The sequence below is a fragment of the Schnuerera sp. xch1 genome (genome assembly GCF_019931165.1).
Classification (GTDB): Bacteria; Bacillota; Clostridia; order Tissierellales; family Tepidimicrobiaceae; genus JAIOUP01.
Map to the genome: position 1 here is coordinate 43,784 of NZ_JAIOUP010000009.1, position 22,449 is coordinate 66,232.

The 22,449-nt window shown below is 32.8% G+C and carries 22 protein-coding genes; 18 read left to right on the top strand and 4 right to left on the bottom strand.

Annotation, left to right across the window (positions count from 1 at the left end; translation table 11 throughout):
- Positions 1–15: 15 nt before the first annotated feature.
- The 3 genes from K8M07_RS07695 to K8M07_RS07705 all read left to right on the top strand — a co-directional run bounded on the left by K8M07_RS07695 (position 16) and on the right by K8M07_RS07705 (position 3,120).
- A complete protein-coding gene (locus tag K8M07_RS07695) occupies positions 16–711 on the top strand; it encodes a cell division ATP-binding protein FtsE (protein WP_223377432.1) in 696 nt (231 codons plus the stop codon).
- Entirely contained in the window at positions 692–1,579 is an 888-nt protein-coding gene (locus tag K8M07_RS07700; protein WP_223377434.1) for a cell division protein FtsX, read from the top strand. The genes K8M07_RS07695 and K8M07_RS07700 overlap by 20 nt, the downstream gene beginning before the upstream one ends.
- A 209-nt stretch (positions 1,580–1,788) precedes the next feature.
- Positions 1,789–3,120 (top strand): M14 family zinc carboxypeptidase, encoded by a 1,332-nt coding sequence (locus tag K8M07_RS07705; RefSeq protein ID WP_223377436.1) that lies wholly within the window; start codon positions 1,789–1,791, stop codon positions 3,118–3,120.
- A gap of 103 nt (positions 3,121–3,223) precedes the next feature.
- Here the strand turns inward: K8M07_RS07705 and K8M07_RS07710 are convergent, their stop codons facing one another.
- Together K8M07_RS07710 and K8M07_RS07715 are read right to left on the bottom strand one after the other, a co-directional pair.
- Positions 3,224–4,603: a sodium/glutamate symporter gene (locus K8M07_RS07710; protein WP_223377438.1), complete on the bottom strand. Its 1,380-nt coding sequence runs from the start codon at positions 4,601–4,603 to the stop codon at positions 3,224–3,226.
- Between the two features lie 284 nt (positions 4,604–4,887).
- Positions 4,888–5,709 (bottom strand): diaminopimelate epimerase, encoded by an 822-nt coding sequence (locus tag K8M07_RS07715; protein ID WP_223377440.1) that lies wholly within the window; start codon positions 5,707–5,709, stop codon positions 4,888–4,890.
- A 320-nt stretch (positions 5,710–6,029) separates the two neighbouring features.
- Between K8M07_RS07715 and K8M07_RS07720 the strand changes: the two genes are divergently transcribed.
- Positions 6,030–7,328, top strand: coding sequence for a Na+/H+ antiporter family protein (locus K8M07_RS07720; RefSeq protein WP_223377441.1), 1,299 nt, complete (start codon positions 6,030–6,032; stop codon positions 7,326–7,328).
- A 46-nt stretch (positions 7,329–7,374) separates the two neighbouring features.
- Here K8M07_RS07720 and K8M07_RS07725 read toward each other — a convergent pair whose 3' ends face one another.
- On the bottom strand, positions 7,375–8,733 hold the full coding sequence (locus tag K8M07_RS07725) for a GTP pyrophosphokinase family protein (protein ID WP_223377443.1): 1,359 nt from the start codon (positions 8,731–8,733) through the stop codon (positions 7,375–7,377).
- Positions 8,734–8,919: 186 nt separating this feature from the next.
- Between K8M07_RS07725 and K8M07_RS07730 the strand changes: the two genes are divergently transcribed.
- From K8M07_RS07730 to K8M07_RS07740, 3 genes are all read left to right on the top strand, one after another.
- Positions 8,920–9,906 carry a copper amine oxidase N-terminal domain-containing protein gene (locus K8M07_RS07730; protein WP_223377445.1) on the top strand — a complete coding sequence of 329 codons (987 nt, stop codon included), beginning with the start codon at positions 8,920–8,922 and terminating at the stop codon, positions 9,904–9,906.
- Positions 9,907–10,040: 134 nt separating this feature from the next.
- Complete coding sequence (locus K8M07_RS07735) at positions 10,041–11,315, top strand: amidohydrolase family protein (RefSeq protein WP_223377446.1); 1,275 nt, start codon at positions 10,041–10,043, stop codon at positions 11,313–11,315.
- A gap of 62 nt (positions 11,316–11,377) precedes the next feature.
- Positions 11,378–13,045 carry a PucR family transcriptional regulator gene (locus K8M07_RS07740; RefSeq protein WP_223377448.1) on the top strand — a complete coding sequence of 556 codons (1,668 nt, stop codon included), beginning with the start codon at positions 11,378–11,380 and terminating at the stop codon, positions 13,043–13,045.
- Positions 13,046–13,122: 77 nt separating this feature from the next.
- On the opposite strand, the gene K8M07_RS07745 is transcribed toward K8M07_RS07740, so the two are convergent.
- A complete protein-coding gene (locus K8M07_RS07745) occupies positions 13,123–13,818 on the bottom strand; it encodes a cyclase family protein (RefSeq protein WP_223377450.1) in 696 nt (231 codons plus the stop codon).
- A gap of 222 nt (positions 13,819–14,040) precedes the next feature.
- Here K8M07_RS07745 and K8M07_RS07750 point away from each other — a divergent pair, with 222 nt between their 5' ends.
- From K8M07_RS07750 to ade, 11 genes are all read left to right on the top strand, one after another.
- Positions 14,041–15,639 (top strand): dihydroorotase, encoded by a 1,599-nt coding sequence (locus K8M07_RS07750; protein ID WP_223377452.1) that lies wholly within the window; start codon positions 14,041–14,043, stop codon positions 15,637–15,639.
- Between the two features lie 54 nt (positions 15,640–15,693).
- Positions 15,694–16,305 carry a cysteine hydrolase family protein gene (locus K8M07_RS07755; RefSeq protein ID WP_223377453.1) on the top strand — a complete coding sequence of 204 codons (612 nt, stop codon included), beginning with the start codon at positions 15,694–15,696 and terminating at the stop codon, positions 16,303–16,305.
- Positions 16,306–16,343: 38 nt separating this feature from the next.
- On the top strand, positions 16,344–16,901 hold the full coding sequence (locus tag K8M07_RS07760; protein WP_223377455.1) for a UbiX family flavin prenyltransferase: 558 nt from the start codon (positions 16,344–16,346) through the stop codon (positions 16,899–16,901).
- A 15-nt stretch (positions 16,902–16,916) separates the two neighbouring features.
- Positions 16,917–18,266, top strand: a complete 1,350-nt coding sequence (locus tag K8M07_RS07765) for a UbiD family decarboxylase (RefSeq protein ID WP_223377457.1) — start codon at positions 16,917–16,919, stop codon at positions 18,264–18,266.
- A 19-nt stretch (positions 18,267–18,285) separates the two neighbouring features.
- The gene (locus K8M07_RS07770) at positions 18,286–18,549 is read left to right on the top strand and encodes a BMC domain-containing protein (protein ID WP_223377459.1); all 264 of its coding nucleotides are present in this window, start codon (positions 18,286–18,288) and stop codon (positions 18,547–18,549) included.
- A 17-nt stretch (positions 18,550–18,566) separates the two neighbouring features.
- Complete coding sequence (locus K8M07_RS07775; protein ID WP_223377461.1) at positions 18,567–18,791, top strand: hypothetical protein; 225 nt, start codon at positions 18,567–18,569, stop codon at positions 18,789–18,791.
- Complete coding sequence (locus K8M07_RS07780) at positions 18,791–19,168, top strand: BMC domain-containing protein (protein WP_317845483.1); 378 nt, start codon at positions 18,791–18,793, stop codon at positions 19,166–19,168. Before K8M07_RS07775 ends, K8M07_RS07780 begins: the two co-directional genes overlap by 1 nt.
- A complete protein-coding gene (locus K8M07_RS07785) occupies positions 19,169–19,450 on the top strand; it encodes a BMC domain-containing protein (protein ID WP_317845485.1) in 282 nt (93 codons plus the stop codon).
- Between the two features lie 23 nt (positions 19,451–19,473).
- Positions 19,474–20,226, top strand: a complete 753-nt coding sequence (locus K8M07_RS07790) for a hypothetical protein (protein ID WP_223377465.1) — start codon at positions 19,474–19,476, stop codon at positions 20,224–20,226.
- 12 nt (positions 20,227–20,238) lie between these two features.
- Positions 20,239–20,505: a EutN/CcmL family microcompartment protein gene (locus K8M07_RS07795; RefSeq protein WP_223377466.1), complete on the top strand. Its 267-nt coding sequence runs from the start codon at positions 20,239–20,241 to the stop codon at positions 20,503–20,505.
- Positions 20,506–20,600: 95 nt separating this feature from the next.
- Positions 20,601–22,412, top strand: a complete 1,812-nt coding sequence (ade, locus tag K8M07_RS07800) for an adenine deaminase (protein WP_223377468.1) — start codon at positions 20,601–20,603, stop codon at positions 22,410–22,412.
- The last annotated feature ends 37 nt before the right edge of the window (positions 22,413–22,449 follow it).

The following is a 22,449-nucleotide window of genomic DNA, read 5'->3' on the forward strand; positions in this document are numbered from 1 at the left end:
TGGAGGTTATAGAATATGATTGAAGCGAAAGATGTTTCATTGATATATGAAAATGATGTCATAGCTTTAAAGGATGTGAATTTAAAAATTAAACCCGGTGAGATAGTGTATATAACAGGACCGAGTGGTTCGGGTAAGACTAGTTTACTAAAGCTCATAATGGGGATGGAGTATCCTACGAAAGGGCATTTAAAGGTTATGAATCAGAATATAATAAAGGAACAGAGTTCAAATATTAGAAAATTGAGGAGACATCTAGGTCCTGTTTTTCAAGAGTTTAAACTGATTAGAGGGAGAACTGTTTTAGAAAATATAATGCTAGGAATGAGATTTCTGGAATTTTCATCGAGTAATATGAAGAAAGGAGCGATGGATGCTATTAGGAGAGTTGGGCTTGAACATAAAGCTATGTCTTTAATTGAAAAGTTATCTTGGGGTGAAAGCCAAAGAGTTGCTATTGCCAGAGCTATAGCTAGAAAGCCTGCATTAATCCTTGCGGATGAACCGACTGGAAATTTAGATGTTGACAATGCTCTTAACATATTAGACATACTTACTTCATTTAAAGATGAGAATACCACAGTAATAATAACTACCCATGCTACCCATCTAATAGAAGATAAAGATGAAGGAACCTTCATTAAGATAAACAATGGAAACGTTGAGGTGGAAAGAAGGGAGACAATGTCTAATGAAGAATTCAGTATATAATTTAGGCTATTTCTTAAAGGAAGCAAAGATTTTATTTAGTATAGATTTACTTTCCAATATATTTTCCATACTGAGTATTGGATTAATTTTTTTCATCCTTGCTTTAGTAATATCAGGGTGGAACATAAGTGATTATGTAATTGATGTAATAGAAGATGAAGCAGAGATAAATGTATACTATAGAGAAGATTTAGGAGATGAGGATATATCTCGACTAATAAATGATATAGATTCTATAGATGGTGTAGAAAATACTATTATAGTTGATAAGGTGGAATCCTTTGATAGAATGAAGAACATATTAGGGGATGAAGCCCATATATTGGGGTTATTTGATGAGAATCCTTTTACTGCATTTATAGAAGTGCAGATACATATTGATGAATCTGATTACATATTAAATCAATTGGAAACTTTAGATAATATAGATTATATAAGAGACAACAAGAGAGTAATAGACCGTCTCCAAGATATAGTTATGGTACTTAAATTGATAGGGATATTAGCTATAACGGCAGTTGGAATATCAACTCTGATGGTAGTATCCCATATAATAAGGCAGGGGATATACAACAATAGGGAACAGATAAATACATTAGAATTACTTGGAGCTCCGCGAACATTTATAGATTTTCCATTTATATTGGAAGGAGTATTTTTAACTTCAATAGGAGGCGTTTTGGCTTCTATGCTATTACGGTTAGCAATAAAATATGGATATGGTCAGATAGAGATGGCTATTCCATTCATTCCATTACTACCAAGCCAAGAATTAACTAAAGATATCATAATATTCATTATGGGTATTAGTGGAATATTAGGGATAATAGGAAGTTTAGTTGGTGTATTTAATGCTAGAAATAAATGAGATGGTTATAGATTAAAATAGAAATATTATTTGTTTCTAAATATGGCTATCAGTTTGTCAATATTAATTTAAATGTTAGTATTCTGGTCTATTATTATATTTGAAACAATATAATATACTTGACTATACATATAAATTAAAACGAAAGGGGACTGTGCTGGGAAATTAAATTTTAAATCTAAATATTATGTATTAGAAAGGATGATAGAATGAAAAAATTTATTTCAGTCATGTTATTAGTTGTTTTAGTTACAACTCCATTAACTGTATTAGCTAAACAAGATTCAAGTTATACAAATTTAGTAGAGGTAAATTGGGACAAACGCCATGATTTTGAATTTCACGAGAAATTATTACAAGATCTTGAAAAAGAACATCCTAAAATCGCAAAGACATATTCAATAGGCCGTAGCTGGAGAGAACAAGATATATGGTGTATTGAATTAACAAGCAACAAGAAAAATATTGACAATAAAACTAAAATAGCTGTATTTGGCAATATACATGGTAATGAACAAGAATCTGGGGAAGCTGCTGCATATACTGCATGGTGGTTAGTCACAAATTATAATAATGATAAAGAAGTAAAAAATATATTAGATAATTATGTAATCTATGTTGTTCCAATCATAAATCCTGATGGATATGAGCAATCTTTTATATATCCTACTAGGGAAAATTTAAGGCCTACCGATCATAACGGCAATAATAGGGTGTTTAGTGACCCCTATACTGACATCAATGGAGATGGAGTAATTGCACAAATTTACACAGGAGCTAAAGATTCAGAGATTTATGAAAGAGAATATATTGGGATGGAAAGTCCAGATTGGAATGAAAATGGAATACCTGGCGATGATCCGAAACAGAGTAATATTGACCTAAATCGTACTTTCAATTATATGTGGAATTATATGGATGTAGATTCTACTCCTGTTCAAGGTTCAAATGCCTATACACGTGCAGGAAATAATCCAGCTAGTGAACCTGAAGTTAAGGCGGTTCAAAATTTTCTAATTAAACATCCGGTACATGCAATGGTAACTCTTCATACTGGAATTCAGTGTGTACTTTATCCTTGGTGTTATACAGACGAAGAACCAGAAGATGCAGAGTTCTTAAAAAAAGTTTCAACTGAAATGGCAAAAGCTTTTGAAAAGGCAACAGGCAGAAAAAGTTATGTAAAACAATCGTTTGATGATTATCCTACCTCTGCAGAAATGATTGATTGGACATATGGACGCTTAGGTATACATTCTTATACTATGGAAATATATCGACCTGGCAAACCTGTTGAAGATGGAGCAATAGAAGAGCAATGTACTTGGGGCAATGAACTTCCTGAAGATGAGTGGATTTATATGGGAAATTGGAATGGTATGGAGGATATTTGGTTTAGAAATACATCTAAGGCACAAATGGTTGGGGTAGCACCACCCGAACAATCATTAATGTTAAAGGGTACAAAAAATGCAATACTTAAAATGATTGAAAATGAACCTTATGGGTCAGGACCACAGGTTCCAGAGTATATAAAATAGTAAATTTTAAAGAAGACTCCTAATTTGGTTTTGAACACCAGATTAGGAGTTTATCTATAATCATTCAATTTCATTTTTATTTCAAGCGATTACGTGACTTTATTTAATGTTTTGCAACAACTTTTTCATTTTTATTTAGGAATCCTGTTAACTTAGCTAAAATAACTAAGATTATAGTTATAACTAGAAAAACTAGCCCCGTCTTTAAAGAACCATATTTTACTGCTAATATAGGAAGAATTGATGTTATTAATCCTCCACCTAAAAGCGGTTCAAATAAAGGCGTTCTTAGAGCAAATGCTTGTCCAACGTCTGTTTCCATATTTGGATCTACAGTACGATAGAGCATTAAGCCTACAGCTGCAACTCCTGAGAGAAATCCAAAGTTAATTATAGAATTTTCAAACCAATTTTCTTTAAACATCTTTGGACCTACGAAAAAGAAAAATGCTATTAGTAGAATACCATCTACTACCATTAATATTAAAAATGGAAACGCATATTTTATAACTACTGGTATCTTAATAGAGGCAATAGCACTAGCTATTAAGAAATCTAGAGCAATTCCTTGAATTCTTTGTAAAGTATTCACATCAACGGCTTGAGCAAATTCAGTTTTACGTATAGCTAATTGGACAAATACTCCTCCTATCATGGCCATTGGGAATAAAGGCATTTCTATACCAACATATATTTCTATTAGACCTTGGATTATCCAACCAATAAGTATAGCTATTGCTATTAAAGATGAGTGGAATGCAAAAGATTCAATTACATCATTATTCACAGTTCCTATGGAGTTGGATGTCCTTTTAGAAGGATGAATGATATCACTTTCTTTATTAGTTTTAAGTTGAGTTTCAGACTTTATAACTGAAGTATATCCTTTTCTTACTGCATAATTAATGATTATCATTCCACCTATTATTCCTACAAATAGACCTACTGTAGCAGAAGTAAGTCCTAAATCTCCACCATCTGCCCAATTTAAGGAGTTATAGACATCAATCATACCACCAGCTGTACCATGACCTCCTGCCCATCCGACTTCAACAATAGAACCAAACATTTCATTTACATTCCATACAGGTTCCAGTATTAAAGCCGAAATAATAAAAGGGATTGCAATTTGGAGAAGATCTGCTATAAAACCAAAATATAGGTGTGGGGTTATAATATTTCCTACCTTTTTGATATTTGGAAGTTCCATGCCAATTAACATGGGTGCGAAAACAACTGTAATAAGTTTTCCAGGCAAAGCTCCCCAACTTTCAGTTATTTCGATGGGTAAAAATCCTATACCATATTTTCCTAAAACAAGGCCTATAACGCCTGCTATTAGAGAAGCTGGGATAAAGAATTTTTTGAAAATCTTTAACTTAAGTCGTAATACTACACCAACAAACAGTAATATTCCTAATAACGAACTATAGAATAATAGGGAATCTAAACTTGAGGACTCTATAATTTCACGTGGGAACATTGTTTCACTCCTTTCTTAGTATGAAGGTCATATTAATAAGTAAGTAAAAAATTTTAACACATTATATCATAGCATTATGCTTACAAAATTATACTAAAAAAGTCAAAAACATACTTTGAAAATTCTAAAAATGGAATATTAATATTTATAATCCTCCATTTTTCAATTCAACAATTGTTTTTTCGAATAAATTTTTTTATTAATTTTTCTTACTATATGGAAGTTTTGATGGTAAATTAATTTATTTTCCTAAATTATTAGAAATTTTAATTTACAATTGATATTTATATATACGATATTCCTTCTGCTACTATATTGACTAACCCATTTAATCTAACTTTTGATATATTATCATCGGTCCAGTTTGCTGAAATCTCTAGGATTCCGCCAGGCTGTTGAATTTTCTTCGCTATAGAATCTTTCTTTTTATATGCTAAGGCTATTGCTAATGCAGCAGTTCCTGAAGCGCAACTTCTTTCCCAATAGAGACTATTTGTTGCCCTTACATATACCAAGGGACTTAAGAAATTTTTTTCATAATCATAATACATTATCCCAAAGGCATCATATTTTTCTTCATCCATTTGTTCTTTAATTATGTTATAAAATTCATTTTTATTATTTATTCTACTGCTATCAACTATGAAATGAGCTATGCCAGGCATATTTACTTTTATGGTTTTTATTCTCTTTTCATCTTTGTAAAAGTGATAGTTTTCTATAGATAAAGGTAAAGGCATATCTATTTGAGAGAAATAGCTATTTTTATTATCTGTAGAAGTTACTATACATTTAACTATTTTATCAACTCCTGATACACGTAAAGATACTTCATATCCTCTTTGCACTCTCTTTACATCAGAATATTCACTATGGACCATATACGCCGCTAAGGATCTGGTGGCATTTCCACAAAATTCTCCACCCATCATTTGAAGCCTAATATGTGAATCTTCTTTCTCTATAAATCCCACTTGTTCACCATGAATATTGTTATAATTCATTAATTTATTAGCGATTTTCAGGTGTTCTTTTCTTGGAACTGGATCCAGTACAAATATTGTCATGTTTTCTACTGGATTTATCTTGACAAAATGTAATTTCAATATAATCATCTCCCTTTAGAAGTTCTTCTGTTCAATTATATTATACAATACGATTGGTTGATTTAGACAAATGATAGCACATTATTGTATAATTGACATTTTCTAAACATTCTGATAAAATGTTTTTTAATATCAACTTTCCGAAGATTATATTTATGCTTTTATAAGAAATATATTAATCATATTCTTTTCAATCATATAAATGGGAGATTTTTTGCATACCATTTATATTAATGGAGAAAGTGACCAGAATTGCCTATAGGGAAATTCATGAAATGGTTGATAAATTGCTATAAAATTTTAAAGAGAGGTGAGTTTACATGAATCCAGTTGTAATTTCAGTTATTGTAATGGTAGTATTGTGTCTTTTGAAGCTTAATGTAATTATAGCATTAATTATATCTGCTCTTGTAGCAGGATTAACTTCTGGTATGTCTCTTACGGATACTATGTCGACTTTAATAGGAGGAATGGGCGGTACTGCTGAAACAGCCCTTAGTTATATCTTGTTAGGGGCACTAGCGGTAGCTATAAATAAGACAGGAGCTGCTAAAAGACTTGCAAAGAGTTTATCTTCGGCAATGAAGGATAAAAGGACTATGTTGGTATTCTTAATTGCAGTTATTTCATGTTTTTCACAAAACTTGATTCCAGTTCATATTGCCTTTATTCCAATATTGATTCCGCCACTTCTTGGACTTATGAATGATTTGAAAATTGATAGACGTGGAGTCGCATGTGCATTAACTTTTGGGTTAAAAGCTCCCTATGTTATGCTTCCTGTTGGTTTTGGATTGATATTTCACAATACAATAAGAGATTCCCTTGTCAGTAATGGTATGGAAGTGGTTACAGGCATGGTTTGGAAATCAATGTTATTGCCAGGAATAGGTATGATAATAGGATTATTTATAGCTATATTTATAACATATAGAAAACCAAGAGAATATAAGTCTATAGATTTTGACGAAACAGCAGCAACTTCTGAAGAGTCATCTAAGATGTCTAAAGCAGAAATAGGAGCTCTAGTTGGAGCTGTAGTAGCTTTCGTAATACAAATAATAACTGATTCTATGCCGTTAGGGATACTTTCAGCTCTATTGATAATGTGGATTTTGGGGTCTTTTAAGTTTAAAGAAATTGATACTTTAGTAGATGATGGAATTGGGATGATGGGTTTTATAGCCTTTGTAATGTTAATAGCATCTGGATATGGAGCAGTTTTAACAGAAACTGGAGGAATTAATTCTTTAGTTGAAGCAGCTGCAAGTATAACAGGAGGAAATCAATTAATCGCAGCATTTTTAATGTTGTTGATAGGCTTAATAATAACTATGGGTATAGGAACTTCATTTGGAACTGTACCGATAATTGCAGCAATATATGTTCCTCTAGCAGTAGAATTAGGATTTAGCCCTGCAGCCACAATAGCGTTAATCGGTACTGCAGGTGCATTAGGAGATGCAGGCTCACCAGCTTCTGATAGTACATTAGGACCAACATCAGGATTGAGTGTAGATGGACAACATGATCATATATGGGATACAGTTGTACCTACATTTATCCATTACAATATACCACTATTAATCTTTGGAACGATTGCGGCATTAGTACTATAAATTAATGAAAACTCCTAATTTGGTGGTTAACCACCAAATTAGGAGTTTATTTATAATCGTTTAATTTCATCTTTATCTCATTAGTAAAGTAGCTGAAATTTTCTTTCCACATTTTATAGCTCATTACCTTTTTTAATATAATATTGATTTTGTTATTCATACAATCAATATTATCATCATTTATAAATTCTATTTCTCTATTATTTATGAAACTTTCTGCGATCAGATTCATTATATACAGAGTTATTTCCTTTTTTTCTACACTGTTAAATCTAGAATTTAAGCCTTCACTTAATTCTAAATTGTCTAAGAATCTATTTCTTAGAAATAACAAAAACTTTTCAAATTCTTGTGCGTTATTTCCTGGTCCTAGTTGGAATATGATTTTAAAGAAGAGATTCCATTTGAAATCCTTATTTATTATCTCTAATATAGCTTCTCCAATTTTTTTGCAGAAGTTATCTTCATATTGGATTTCTCTTTCAAATTCAATATATTCATCTAAGAATACTTCATTTTGTCTTAATTTATTGAGCCTTGCTAATATTTTGAGGTAGACATTGTCATAAGCCATAGGATCATGATATCCATTTTGATTCAATACATAGGAAACTATAACATCACAGGATTTTCTATAGTCCACAACAAAACCAAATTCCTTCTTAGTCTTCTCAGAATACATATCATATATTGTCTTAGACAAAATTGTTTCGAGTTGTTCTTTTTTCTTATCAATATTGGTATCATCTAAATCCTTCAGATGGTTGAACAAAATCATAAGCTGCTTGTCTACCATACTTAAATTTTCCTTTAATGAATACATTATATCCCTAAATAGGTCCTCTGTGAGAAGATATTTGTAATTCTTATACAGTACTTTATGTTCTGCTTCTCCCCAAAATACATTTACCAGCGATTTTATTTGTAATTCAAACTTTATTACTATATTTTCTCTAATATATTTTCCATCAATTTTATATATGCCAAATCCATTTTTTTGTATTTGGGGTTGTTTATCATCAAGTTTAAGCTGTATATTAGGGTTATCTTCATCATAATAACAGCCTTCTTCCCCTGGAACATTGAATGTTTCTAATAGTTTTGAATATACATCTGATTCGTCTTCTATGAATCTGCACTCCATTCTTATTCCTATTAAATCAGAGAGGCTCGCAATAAGCCTTCTTGGAGTTTTATATTTCAAATAAAAGTTATTTCTAAATATCTTTTCCTTTAAACTTGTTGAAGTTTTAACTCTTGAAGTTATATTTAAAATATTATCATAGTCTGCAAATTTATCTCTAAAAAAGTATTCTAACTCTCTATTTACTTCTTTCAATACATCCCTCATATCATCAACCATGGCGATTGTTTGATCTATAAAATCAAATATTTCTAATCGCATATTTTTGGGCCCCCTTGAAATTTTATTCCTTAACCACCATTATATCATAAATAAGAAAACTGATTAGTTAAATTTATAATTCTAAAAGTTCATCTATGGATTGTAACATTTATTTAACCTTATTGTAACCAATTTTAAACTAAAAATGGATATACTAAAAATATATATGGAAAGGAGTGGATTTAAGTGAAATTATTGAGAAAAGTAATTGCGCTATCTTTGATGGTTTGTTTATTATTAGCACCTCTTATGAGCAACGCTGAAGTTAGTGATAAAGTAGTAAAAGAAACAGAAGAATTACAAAAACTACAAAGGGAGTATACTTCATTTAATGGGACAATAAGTGAAGTGAACTCTGAAGGAGAAAGTTTATCTATTTTAGTTGAAAATGATAATGAGGAACCTTATGATAAGATGATGTTCTTTATATCTCACGATGCTACATTGGTAAGTGATGAAACTATGAATTTGGTAAGCAAAGATACTTTGAAAAAGGGAATGGATGTAACATTATATTATCATAAGAGTACTCCAATATTAGAAAGTTATCCAGCTAGATTAGGCTGTGATGTTTTAGTAGTTAGGGAAAGTGAAGAACCAACAAATGTAGAAGTATATAGGTTTGATGAAGATTTGCTTAGTACAGATAATATATTAAAGATATCTCCAGATGATAAAACTGTGATAGTTGATACTGAAGGGAACAGTTTAGATATAGAGGACATAAAGAATAGGAATGCAATAGTTTTCTACAATATAGCAACTTTAAGTCTACCGGCACAAACAGTTCCTAAAAAGATAATTGTGTTGGATGAAGATGAATTGAAGACTATGGATAAAGTGATTATAAATGGAGCGGAAATAGATTTAGACAACTCGATTTACAAGATAGAAGATGAGGTTGTTATGGTACCACTTAGACAGATAGCCGAGACTTTAGGATATAAAGTTTTATGGAATGAAGAGGAAAGATCAGTGGAATTAACAAAGGGTGCTCATTGGTTTCTTGTCAAAATAGGAGAAGATGATTATAATTATGCACGTAAGAAGGTACAATTAGGAACTGCTCCAGAATTAACTGATTCAAAAACTTTTGTACCATTGGATTTTGTTGAATTGATTGGTGCAGAAATAGGGTTGACAATAGATGGAGTTCTTGAAATAGATCAATAATATTTGAGTATTGAAAAAGCTTTTTATTTAGCAATTGCTAAATAGAAAGCTTTTTTCTTTGTGTACTTTCTCCATATGCTTATTTATAATCAAATACTATACTATAATAAGAGAGTGCCTAAGGAGTGATATATGTGAAAAAAGTTATATTTAAAGGGGATATAGTATTTACTCCAACTAAAGATAAATTTCAGGTACATAAAGACTCATACTTGATATCAGAGAATGGAAAGGTTGTAAAAATACTTAAACAATTAGGAAATGAATACAATGACTATTCTATAAAGGATTTTACCGATAAGCTGATAATTCCAGGGTTTATAGATTTACACTTACATGCTCCACAATATAATAATATAGGGTTAGGGTTGGATAAAGAGCTTATACCATGGCTTAATACATGTACTTTCCCGGAAGAAGCAAAGTTTTATAACGTAGAGTATGCTAAAAAAACGTATAAACAGCTTATAAGAGATTTATGGAGATATGGAACTACTAGTGCTGTCATATATAGCAGTATTCATAAGGATAGTACAAAGCTATTGATGGATTTGTTTATCGATTCAAATATGAGGGGATATATTGGAAAGGTTAACATGAATAGAAATGCAATTCCTGAACTTTTAGAGGATACTAAGATATCCATTGAAGAAACAGAAGAAATAATTTTTGAATATAAAGATAAATCGTCTTTAGTTAAACCTATAATTACTCCAAGATTCGTACCTTCATGTACAGAAGAACTTATGGAAGGGTTGGGGCAATTAGCATTAAAATATGACATTCCTGTTCAATCCCATTTAAGCGAAAATATGTCTGAAGTTAAATGGGTTAAAGAACTTCATCCTGGGTTACCTAATTATAGTTCTGTATATAATCAATACAATTTGTTTGGACAAACAAAGACCATAATGGCTCATTGTATATATAATACAGAAGATGAATTAGAATTAATGGCTAAAAACCAGGTATACGCTGCTCATTGTGTATATTCTAATTATAATCTATCTAGTGGAATAATGCCTGTTAGAGAGTTCTTGGATAGAGAAATTCCAGTAGGCTTAGGTTCAGATATATCTGGTGGGAATAGCTTAAGCATTCCTAGTATAATGTGTGGTACTGTTCAAGCATCAAAGATAAAATGGATTGAAACCAATAAAAGGTTAAAACCTTTAACTAGCTCAGAAGTATTCTACTTAGGAACAAAAGGTGGAGGTAGCTTTTTTGGTAATGTTGGAAGCTTTGAAAAAGGTTATGAATTGGATTGCTTAATAATAGATGATTCTAATATCTGTGATGTAGATAAACTGACACTACAGGATAGGATTCAAAAGTTTATATACACAGGAGATGATAGAAATATTATAGAAAGGTATATCCATGGTGAAAAGGTGCATAAACCTCTATAGACAGAAAATTCGCGCTATGTTATAATTTTACAAAAGGTCTTTCTTGGCGAGGGTGGTGACATATGACTAGACAAAATGGGATTAGTGTAGAGGATATGCTTAAGTTAGAAGTCATGGAGAACTGCGATATAATTGCAGGATTTAAGGGAATAAGAAATACAGTGTCTAGGGTTAATATAGTTGCAGATCCAGATATATTCGATTGGGTTCAAAATGGAGAATTTTTATTGACTACAGCTTATTCCATTGCAAAAGATGATATAGAATCGCAAAAAGAATTAATTAGAAATGCATCTGATAAAAAACTTGCTGGCATTGGGATAAAGGTGTCTCCTTATTTAAATTCTCTGCCACAAGAGGTTTTAAAATATGCAGATGAATTAAATTTTCCTATGATTGATATTCATCATTCCATACCTTTATCAGATATAATGATGGCAGTATTAAAGGAAATATTTAATAAGCAGGCTTCATTATTGGAAAGGATGGAGAAAGTTCATGAACGTTTTATGGAAGTGATACTTGAAGGTAAAAGTATCGGAGAGGTAGTTCAAATAGTGAATGAAAATATAAGAAATCCTGTGGTTTTAAAATTAAAGCTTTCTAACGAAACCTATAGTCATTTGGATGGTTTAGGAGATGATACGAAGAAGGAACTTTTTCAGGATGTAAGAGGTTTTTATGAGGCAAAGGATGGTAAAAGTAGAACTAAAAGACTATATGAAAATAGAATTTTAGCAAATGGCAAATTTGTTAATAGAATGGTTATGCCCATAGTATTGAAAGATGATGTATATGGGCACATATTTACATGGTCTACAAATACTCCTTTAGGAGGATTTGATTTGTCCATTGTAGAGTCTGCTTCCACTATTATAGCCCTATTTATATTGCAGGAATTGACGGTTAAGGAAGTAGAAATAGGTTATAGATCAGAATTCTTTGAGGATTTGATTTCAGTAGATTTTAAGAGAAGAAAAAAGGCATTGGAAAGAGCGCATTTTTTCAATTTGGATTCTAGTGCTCACTATGTAGTAGAGGTTATGAGTTTTAAGTTGAAATTTGAAGGTGAAAAAGATGATGAGTATTTCTTCGAATATTTGAAGAATTATGCGAATGCTACTGTGTCAGTTATAGAAGAAATAATGAATTATATGAACTTGAATGGTATAGTTTCTACCAAATTGAATGGTGTACAAGTCCTTTTGGGATTTGAAAATAGAGAAAACCTTGAAAGCAGATTAGATGAATTTAATAGTTGTATAATTGATTCATTGGAAGAGAAATTTAAAAACATGGATGTCAGGATTGGCGTGGGAAGAATATATGAAGGGTTAGACAAGGTGAATAAAAGCTTTTCTGATGCTTTAAAGACTATAAGAACGGGAAAGGAACTAACTGATAAAAAGGTAATAACCTTTGAAGAACTTGGTATATTCAAGATTTTATGTCAAGACTTTTTAACTGATGAGTTAGAGGATTTCTACAATATTACATTAAAACCTCTATCGGATTATGATATTAAAAAATCCACAGAATTAGTAAAGACATTAAAAGCTTACTTTAAATATAATGGAAATCTAACAAGAATGTCAGAGCATCTATTCACTCATTATAATACCATCTTGTATAGGGTCAATAGAATAGAAGAAATAACAGGTATGAAGTTAGATGATGAAAATGATAGATTAAATTTAGAGATAGCATTAAAAATAAGTCAACTACTTTAGGTAATTTACAATTATTGGTTACGATTTGGAGTATAAAATCATAGGGCAATTATAATTGCCCTATGATTTTCAATTTGTCACTCTTCTATAAGTGCTACTGCTCTTATCGGTGAACCTGAACCATCTCTTATCTTTAGTGGCAGTCCAATGTATAGAAACCTTTTATTTATTAATTTATCTAAATTACACAAATTTTCAGTATTAGTTATATTATATTCTCCACAAATCATATGCCCAGAAAATTTGATATCGTCTGGAGTTTGATCTATGGCGGGAGCATCTACTCCTATATTTACTACTCCTTTTTCTGCTAACCATTTTGCACCTTCATAGCTTAAACCTGTATAATCCGTTTGAAATTTATCTGTGCCATAGGCTCTGTCATGATGACCAGTATATAATAGGACTATATCCCCTTCCTTTATATCTTGTCCAGAATGTTGTACAGCGCTTTCCAAATCTTTAGGCTTTATATAATTAGGATATCTTATGTGGCTTACATCAATACATATTGCACTACCCCAAAAATACTCTATTGGCATGGTGTCTATAGTAGGTCCTCCTGGTTTGAATTCCGATACTCCATCGCTATGAGTTCCACAATGTTCGCTCATAAGCAAGTTTCTAGCTGAAAAGCCTACAGTAGGACTACCTGTCATTTTCATATTTTCCTCATGGCTCATATTTGTCATAATGAATGTTCTTTGATGCATTGGAAATATGGACATGCCTTGAAATATTTCCTGTGATAAATCGATTAATTTAAGTGCCATTTTGCGTCCCCCCTCATTCATAATACTATTAGTTTTATTATATATTTGGTATGAGAAATTTCTATATATAAAATATACAAAAGTATTATTAGATTCCAACAAAAAATTTGGATTCTTTTTTTGAATTAATACAAAATTTTATAAAAAACTTACAAAGTTTATTTATGGATTATATGATATCATGTTACAAATGATTTGGAAAATTATAGGGGGGATATTTAAATGTATGATGTTATTGTAAAGAATGCTAGAATTCCACAAGGAGATGAGACAATTCTAACTAATATATTAGTTAAGGATGAAAAGATAGCTGGATTTGTTGATCGAATAGATGGGATAAAGACAAAAGAAACTATCGACGCTAATGGTCATTTAACTTTACCTGGATGCATAGATTCTCACACTCACTTTATGTATCAAGGATTTCCACACAGGGAAAATTTCTTAACTGGTTCAGCTGCAGCTGCAGCAGGTGGAGTTACTACAGTTATAGATATGCCTTGCTGTTCGGTGCCATCAGTAAGGTCTGTTGAACAGTTAAAATTAAAATTAGAATTAGTACAGCCTCAATCCTTAGTAGACTTTGCTTTCTGGGGTGGAGTTACTGGAGAAGATGTTAGAAATGGTTGGCTTCATAATGTACAAGAACAGGCTGATTATGGTGTAACATCTTTTAAGGCCTATATGACACCTTCAGTACCAACTTATCCAAGAGTGAACGACCCAGAAATGTATGAAGCATTTAGTGCTGTAGCTGATACAGGTCTTCCAATAGGTATTCACGCAGAGAACTTTGCAATGTGTGATTACTTTGTGAAGAAGTTTCAAAAAGAAGGTAGAATGGATGGGCCAGCGTGGTCAGAAGCTAGAATGGAATTGGCAGAAAAGGTTGCTATTCAGCTAGGAATTAGCTTTGCAGAGGATACTGGAGCAAGACTTCATATAGTCCATATGAGTACAGGAATAGGTTCAAAATTAGTAGGAGAGGCAAAGAAGAAGGGATTAAATGTAACTAGTGAAACATGTCCTCATTATTTGACCCTTAACTATCAAGAAGCAATGACTAAATATGGTCCATTAGCTAAGATTGCTCCACCACTTAGGACTAAAAAAGATAATGAAGAATTATGGGAAGGAATTAATAATGGTAGTGTAGATTTTATAGCTACAGACCATGCACCTTATGAAATAGAAAGTGAAAAGCATAAAAAAGGAATGAATATCTGGACATCATTCCCTGGAATACCTGGTGTTGAGACCATGGTGCCTGTACTGGTTAGTGAAGGTTACAACAAAGGAAGAATATCCTTAAGTAAATTGGTGGATATATTATCAACTAATTCGGCTAAACATTATGGATTATATCCAAAGAAAGGGGCTATGCATATAGGTTCTGATGCAGACTTTACTATAATAGATCTTGATAAAAGATGGGTTATAGATCCTAAGAAACAAGCCTCAATGTGCGGATATCTACCAATGGAAGGTATGCAGTTAAAAGGAAAGGTAGCTAAGACAGTAGTTCGTGGGCACCTAGTATATGAGGATATAGATGAAAGTGCATTGGCAGATCTATCTGATAAAGATCTACAAAAAATAGTTCATAAATATCCAGAAGGCGTAGAGGACAAATATGCAAAGATATTTGAAGAATTTCCTAATCTATACAGTAAAGAATATGAAAAGAGTTATAGAAAGGAACATCCAGAATTAATAGATGAACATATAAGGGGCATTAGAGGAATTAAAATTCAGCCAGGATTTGGACGATTTGTTACGAGACAGAATATACAGGTGTTACCTAGAAATATAACTTATTAATTAAATTTTATTAAATATTTAGCAGATAAAAATATAGAAAAGGAGAGAGATAAAATGGCGAGACATGGAATTCTAATTATAGATATGTTAAATGATTTTGCAGATCCAAAAGGAGCACTTTATTGTCCAAATAACAGAAAGATAATACCAAACCTTCAAAAACTTTTAAAATGGGTTAGAAAAAGAAATGCTCAGGGCAAGGATGATGTTCAGTTGATCTTTATACAGGAGGCTCATAGGGAAAATGACGCTGATTTCAAGGTAAGGCCAGTTCATGCTGTAAAGGGAACCTGGGGTTCCGATTTTATAGATGAGCTTCGCCCTGAAAAAGGAGAATATATTGTTCAGAAGAGAAGGCATAGTGCATTTGCTCATACTGATTTGGATTTATATTTAAGAGAGGAAAACATAGACACAGTAGTTGTTACTGGTACATGGACAAATGTATGTGTCAGAAGCTCCGCATCAGATGCTCTTTATTATGCATATAAGGTAATTGCTTTAGAAGATGCAATCCAATCAAAAACTGATGAAATGCATCAGGCAGGAATAAAGGATTTGAGCATATTCTCTAAAGTAATGACAATAGATGAATATATAGATGGATGGGAAAAAGGACTAGACCCATGGGAAGGTGGAGGAGATCCAGAAAACAAGGTAGAATAATTTAATGTGAAATGTGTATTGCATAAGGGAGGTACACTGTGAAAATAGTAGTAGGAATATCAGGAGGAAGTGGCTCTATATACGCTATATCCTTATTAAAGGCATTACAAGAATTGAATATAGAAACTCATTTAGTAGTAAGTACAATGGGGGAATATGTTACTGAACATGAATGTGGAGTATCTTTAGACGAATTAAAGGATATGGCTACCCATTTTCATGATAACAATAATTTTGCTGCTCCTATAGCCAGTGGATCCTTTAAAGTTGATGGGATGGTTGTAGTACCTTGCTCTATGAAAACTTTGGCTGCAGTAGCAAACGGTTTTTCGAATAGTTTACTCTCTAGGGCTTGTGATGTTGCTATAAAGGAGAGAAGAAAGCTGATATTGGTAACTAGGGAAACTCCTCTTAGCCCAATACATTTAGAAAACATGTTGAAATTATCCAAGATAGGAGTCACAATTTTTCCACCTGCTCCTGGATTTTATAATCATCCTGAGACTATTGAAGATGTAGTAGTAAATATGACTGGAAGGATGTTGGATATGTTGGAGGTAGATAACAAATTAACTGATAGATGGAAAGGCATCTAGAGAGGAGGGAGATAATTGGAAAGGCAAATGCTTAGATATACTCTAGATGAATTGACCAAAATGAATGAGTTATTGGTATGTAAAAAACAAGTAAGTTCGGAGTATGAGTTAGGTGCAGTGCTCAAGTATTTTAGGAATAAAAAGCCGATATTATTCGATCAAGTGGATAGAAGTTCAATAAGAGTTGCAGGTGGACTTTATGGTGATAGAGATATTATTTATAATTTATTGCATATGAATGAAAACAACAGATTGTTTAAGTTCATGGAAACTATTGCAAACCCGAAGCCCTATAGAGTAGTTGCTAATGGTCCTATTAAAGAAAACATTATAAGAAGAAATATAGATTTACCTAGAATACTACCTATTCCAAGGTATCAAGAGAAGGATTCATCCAGTTTTATTACTGCAGGAGTTGTGGTGGTTAAAGATCCTGAAACCAATAGATACTTTACTTCTATTAGAAGACTACAAGTAAATGGAGGTAATAAATTATCGGCACTTATTGCATCACCTAAGTTGACTAATGATTTTTTAGAGATGGAAAAGAACAATAAACCTCTGGAAGTGGCAATTATCCTTGGGTATGATGCATATTTCTTAATGGCTAGTCAAGTAAGCTCTGCTACGTATGGAGTTGATAAATATGAAATTGATAGCGCATTAAGAGGGGAGCCTTTAGAATTGGTAAAATGTGAAACTGTGGACTTACTTGTGCCGGCATACGCTGAAATAGTACTAGAAGGTAGATTAGTGCCAGGCAAAAGAGAAATGGAGGGTCCTTTTGGAGAACTAATGGGCTATTATGGTGGAGTAGCTCCTCACCCAATAATAGAAATAGATGCCGTTATGCATAGAAATGAGCCCATATTCCAAGCAGCATTTCCATGTAGAGAAGAGCACTTATCTAATGGACTCATTAGAGAAATGGAATTATTTAATAATTTAAGAAATCAAGTGGATGTAATAGATGTAAATGTTACGGAAGGTGGTGGATATAGATTCAATGCCTTTGTGTCCATAAACAAGAAGAATAAAGGGGATGGGAAGTCAGCTATTTTAGCGGCATTAGGTTTTAATAAAGAACTAAAGCAGGTGGTAGTAGTAGATGAAGATGTGGATATATATGATGTTCAAGATATTGAATGGGCTGTTACGACTAGGGCACAGGCCAGCCGAGATTTTATAATAGTACCAGGTGCTTTAGGTTCACCTTTAGAACCATCTCATGATTTGAGAGGGGTAACAGACAAGGTGGGGATAGATGCAACTAAGCCTGTAGAGGATGAGACAGAAAGGTTTGAAAGAGCAATAATCCCTGGCTATGAAGACATAGACATTGAAAGATATTTTCCTAATATTTAGATAGAGAAGGTGAGGTAATATGAGAGAAGCTTTAGGTATGGTAGAAGTTAGGTCCTTAGTAGGAGCTATTGAAGCTGCAGATGCTATGATGAAGGCTGCGAATGTTAGAATTATAGATTTTCAATTTGTAGGATCAGGTCTTGTTTCTGTTACTGTAGCTGGAGATGTAGCTGCTGTTAAGGCCGCAGTAGAAAGTGGAGAAGAACATGCAGCTAGAGTAGCACAAGTTATTTCTACTAATGTAGTTCCAAGACCTCATGAAGAAGTGGATAAAATATTATAACACGGTGGTGAGATTCTATGGTCAACCCATTAGCGAGAGTTGTTATGAATAATGTATCTAAAAAGAATGGATATACTAAAAACTTTGGTACTGAAAGGAAAGTAAATAATCTAACTAGTAAAGATGAGGATATGTTAAAAGAAATTATCAATAAGGATAGACAAGTTCAAAGTCACACAAAAAGAAAGACGATTATAACTTTAGACGAGGCAGTTAACAGGGTAAAAGGAGGCGATAGATAGTGCAAAAAGCGATAGGGCTAATTGAAGCAATGGGTCTTTCTACTGCTGTTGCTGCATTGGATGCCGCTAGTAAAGCAGCAGATGTAACCTTAGTAGGTGTTGAAAAGGTAATTGGTGTGGCACAAGGAGTAGGAGTCAACATCCAGATGGCTGGAGAAGTAGCAGCTGTAAAATCGGCTGTAGACGCTGGAGTAGAAGCCGGTAATAGGGTAGGGAAGATAATTTCCAGTCATGTAATTCCAAGACCACACGATGAAATAGATAAGTTGTTAAAAAAATTTTCAGATAATATGAAGGAAAATCAAGAGACCAAAGAGAATAATAAGAAAAAAGATAGTGCTAAAATGAAAAATAAAAAATCAGATAAGGAGGAATAGATTATGAGTCAAGCATTAGGAATGGTTGAAACAAAAGGGTTGGTAGGTTCAATTGAGGCTGCAGATGCTATGGTAAAAGCTGCTAATGTAAATTTAGTAGGATATGACAAAATAGGATTTGGTCTTGTAACAGTAATGGTTAGAGGAGATGTAGGAGCTGTAAAAGCTGCGGTAGATGCAGGAGCAGAGGCCGCTAGGGCAGTTGGAGAGCTTCATTCAGTTCATGTAATTCCAAGACCTCATTCTGAAGTTGAAAGAGTTATTATGAAAAAATATGAATAATTTCCTTGCGTGGAGTGTGTTAGATGGCTAAAAACAGAATAACTTTAAATGTTTTAGCAAATATCACCAAAAAAGTGAGCGACAAAAATGTTGTTGATCCTGAAAATATTGTATTAGTGGTATTTACAGGTTCAAACATTGAATTGAATAAAAGGATTGAAGAATTAAAAGGATTAAGAGATAAAGGGATGATGTTTTCATTGGCTTTTTCCTTTATGGCTGAAAGGATTTTAAATATAAACTACATCTGTAATTTATTAAATCCTATTGAAATATATAAAGAAGAGAACATTTTCCAATTGAAAGAAATAGTAGAAAAATATTATGCAATAATAGGCCCAAATATTACTACTAACACTATTTCAAAGGTATCCTTAGGGATGGTGGATAGTTTCGTGTCTAGCTTGATATGGACTTTTCTTTATAATGAAAAGCCAGTTTATCTAGATTTTACATCGGTTAAGAATTATCTAGGTATACCGTCCAGTAATAAAGCAATAAATAAAATTATTAACAATCATATAGAAACATTAGATGATATGGGTGTAATTGAAATAGAGCCAGATAAATACTTGGAAAAAATTAGAGTCACTCAAATTTCTGATGTAAGAAAAACAAGTAAAGTAAATAATGACTTCAAAAAGGTAGTAACGGAAAATGATTTAAAAGATGTTCAAAGAGGAGAACGTTTAATTTTGCCTAAAGGCACCATTATAACCCCATTGGCAAAGGATAAAGCTAGTCAATTAGGAATCAAGTTAGAAATAGAGAAATAGGGAGGCGCAAAGATGTATTTAGGAAAGGTAATTGGAACAGTTGTAGCAACAAGAAAGGATGAAAATTTAATAGGAACAAAGCTTATGATTACTCAGCCTCTCGATATTGATTCAAAGCCTAAAGGAGAGCCAATAATTGCTGTGGATACTGTAGGGGCAGGTATAGGAGAGTTGGTTATCTGTGTAAAGGGAACAGCAGGTAGAATTGCAGCCAGAAAGATGGATGCACCTATAGATATAGCAATAGTAGGAATTGTAGATGAGATAACGATCAGTTAGACTTGATGGCGAGTTGTAACATATTTAAAAAGAATGATCCCAGCAATTGTAAACTGTGAATTATGAATTGTGTATTGAGAGAAGGGAGGATAGAAGTGGATACAGAATATTTGAAGACGGCAATGGAATATAGAAATATGATAGATGTGCTTATGGGAGATAAGGATTATGCTGATATTGTACTCTATAATGGACAAGTTGTAAATGTTATCACTAGAGAAATATATACTGCCAGTATTGCTTTGAAGGGAAAATATATTCTGATGATAGGAGATTGTGATGATTTAATAGGACCAGATACTATGGTCATAGATGTAAGTGGTAAATATTTATCTCCTGGATTTATAGACTCCCATATGCATTTTGAATCTAGTATGCTAACTATTACTGAGTTCTCGAGATTGTCCATTCCTTCAGGCACAACAACTTTAGTGGCTGATCCTCATGAGATAGGAAATGCTCTAGGACCTATAGGCATGAAGGCTATGGCAGATGAAATAGATAATGTGCCAAATAAAGTTCACTTAGTAGTGCCAGCATTAACTCCAGATTGTCCAGATTTAGAAACTGCTGGTTATGATACTACATCAAAGGATATGGAAGGGTTACTTACTTATCGTAACATTATAGGCATAGGTGAATTGCAAGGATTCAGTAACGCTAAACATGTGTATAGGAATACTCCTGAAATAATTACGGATTTATTAGCATCAACTATGTATGCAAAATCCAATAACATGGTAGTTGATGGTAATGCACCAGAGTTATTTGGAAATGAATTAGCAGCTCATATAATTGCTACAGGAGGGAGATGTTCCTGTCATGAGACTACAACTAAGAAAGAGGCTTTAGAGAAGTTAAGACAGGGAGTATATCTATTTATGAGGGAAGGATCAACCCAAAGGAATATGGCTGAATGTATTAGAGCGGTTACAGAGGAAGGTATGGATTCTAGAAGATGTATATTGGCTACAGATGATATGGTAGCAGCAGATTTAGAGACTTTAGGACATATGAATGAGATAATCAAAAGAACTATAAAAGAAGGAGTAAACCCAGTAGAGGCAATACAAATGGTTACAATTAACCCGGCCACCTACTTTGGACTTGATGATGTAGGGGTTTTGGCTCCAGGTAAAATAGCTGATATAGCAGTAATAGATGATCTAGAAGGAATGATGGTAGAAGGAGTATTTATAGATGGTAATTTGGTGGCTTCAAAGGGAGAATTATTAATTGATCTGCCTACCTATACCTACCCTGTAGAGGTTAAAACTTCGGTTAAGATAGAACCTATTTCTGAGAAGGACTTGGAGATTGAAGCTGAAGGGAGTACCACTAAAGTTAGATGTATACAGCTTATTCCAGATCAAAATCTATCAGGAAAATTAGAGGAGATTGTTAAGGTTAGGAATGGTGTTGCAGAGCCAAATGTATCTGCTGATATTTTGGAGATAGCTTGTATAGAAAGATATGGCAGAACGGGAAACATTGGCAAGGCTTTTGTAAAAGGCTTTGGTATGAGAGAAGGGGCTATTGCAGAATCTGTTGCCCATGATACGCACAATATTATAGTTATGGGAACTAATATTAGAGATATGACATTGGCGGTAAACAGGATTATTGAGTTAGGAGGAGGCATTTCAATAGCCAATAGAGGAAGAATATTATCAGATATGAGATTACCTGTAGGTGGACTTATAACTGATGAACTAAATGGACATGAAGTAAGCCAAAAAATTGCAGAGTTGGAGAGTATAGTAAAAGAGGATTTAGGGTATAAAGTACATGCACCATTTATGCATCTATCATTCCTATCCTTATCTACATCACCAGAATGGAAGATAACAGATAGAGGACTTATAGATGTAAATAATTTCAAGGTTCTTTCGCCAGTAATCGAGTAAAATTTTTATAAACATCAGTTAATATACGACTATCATC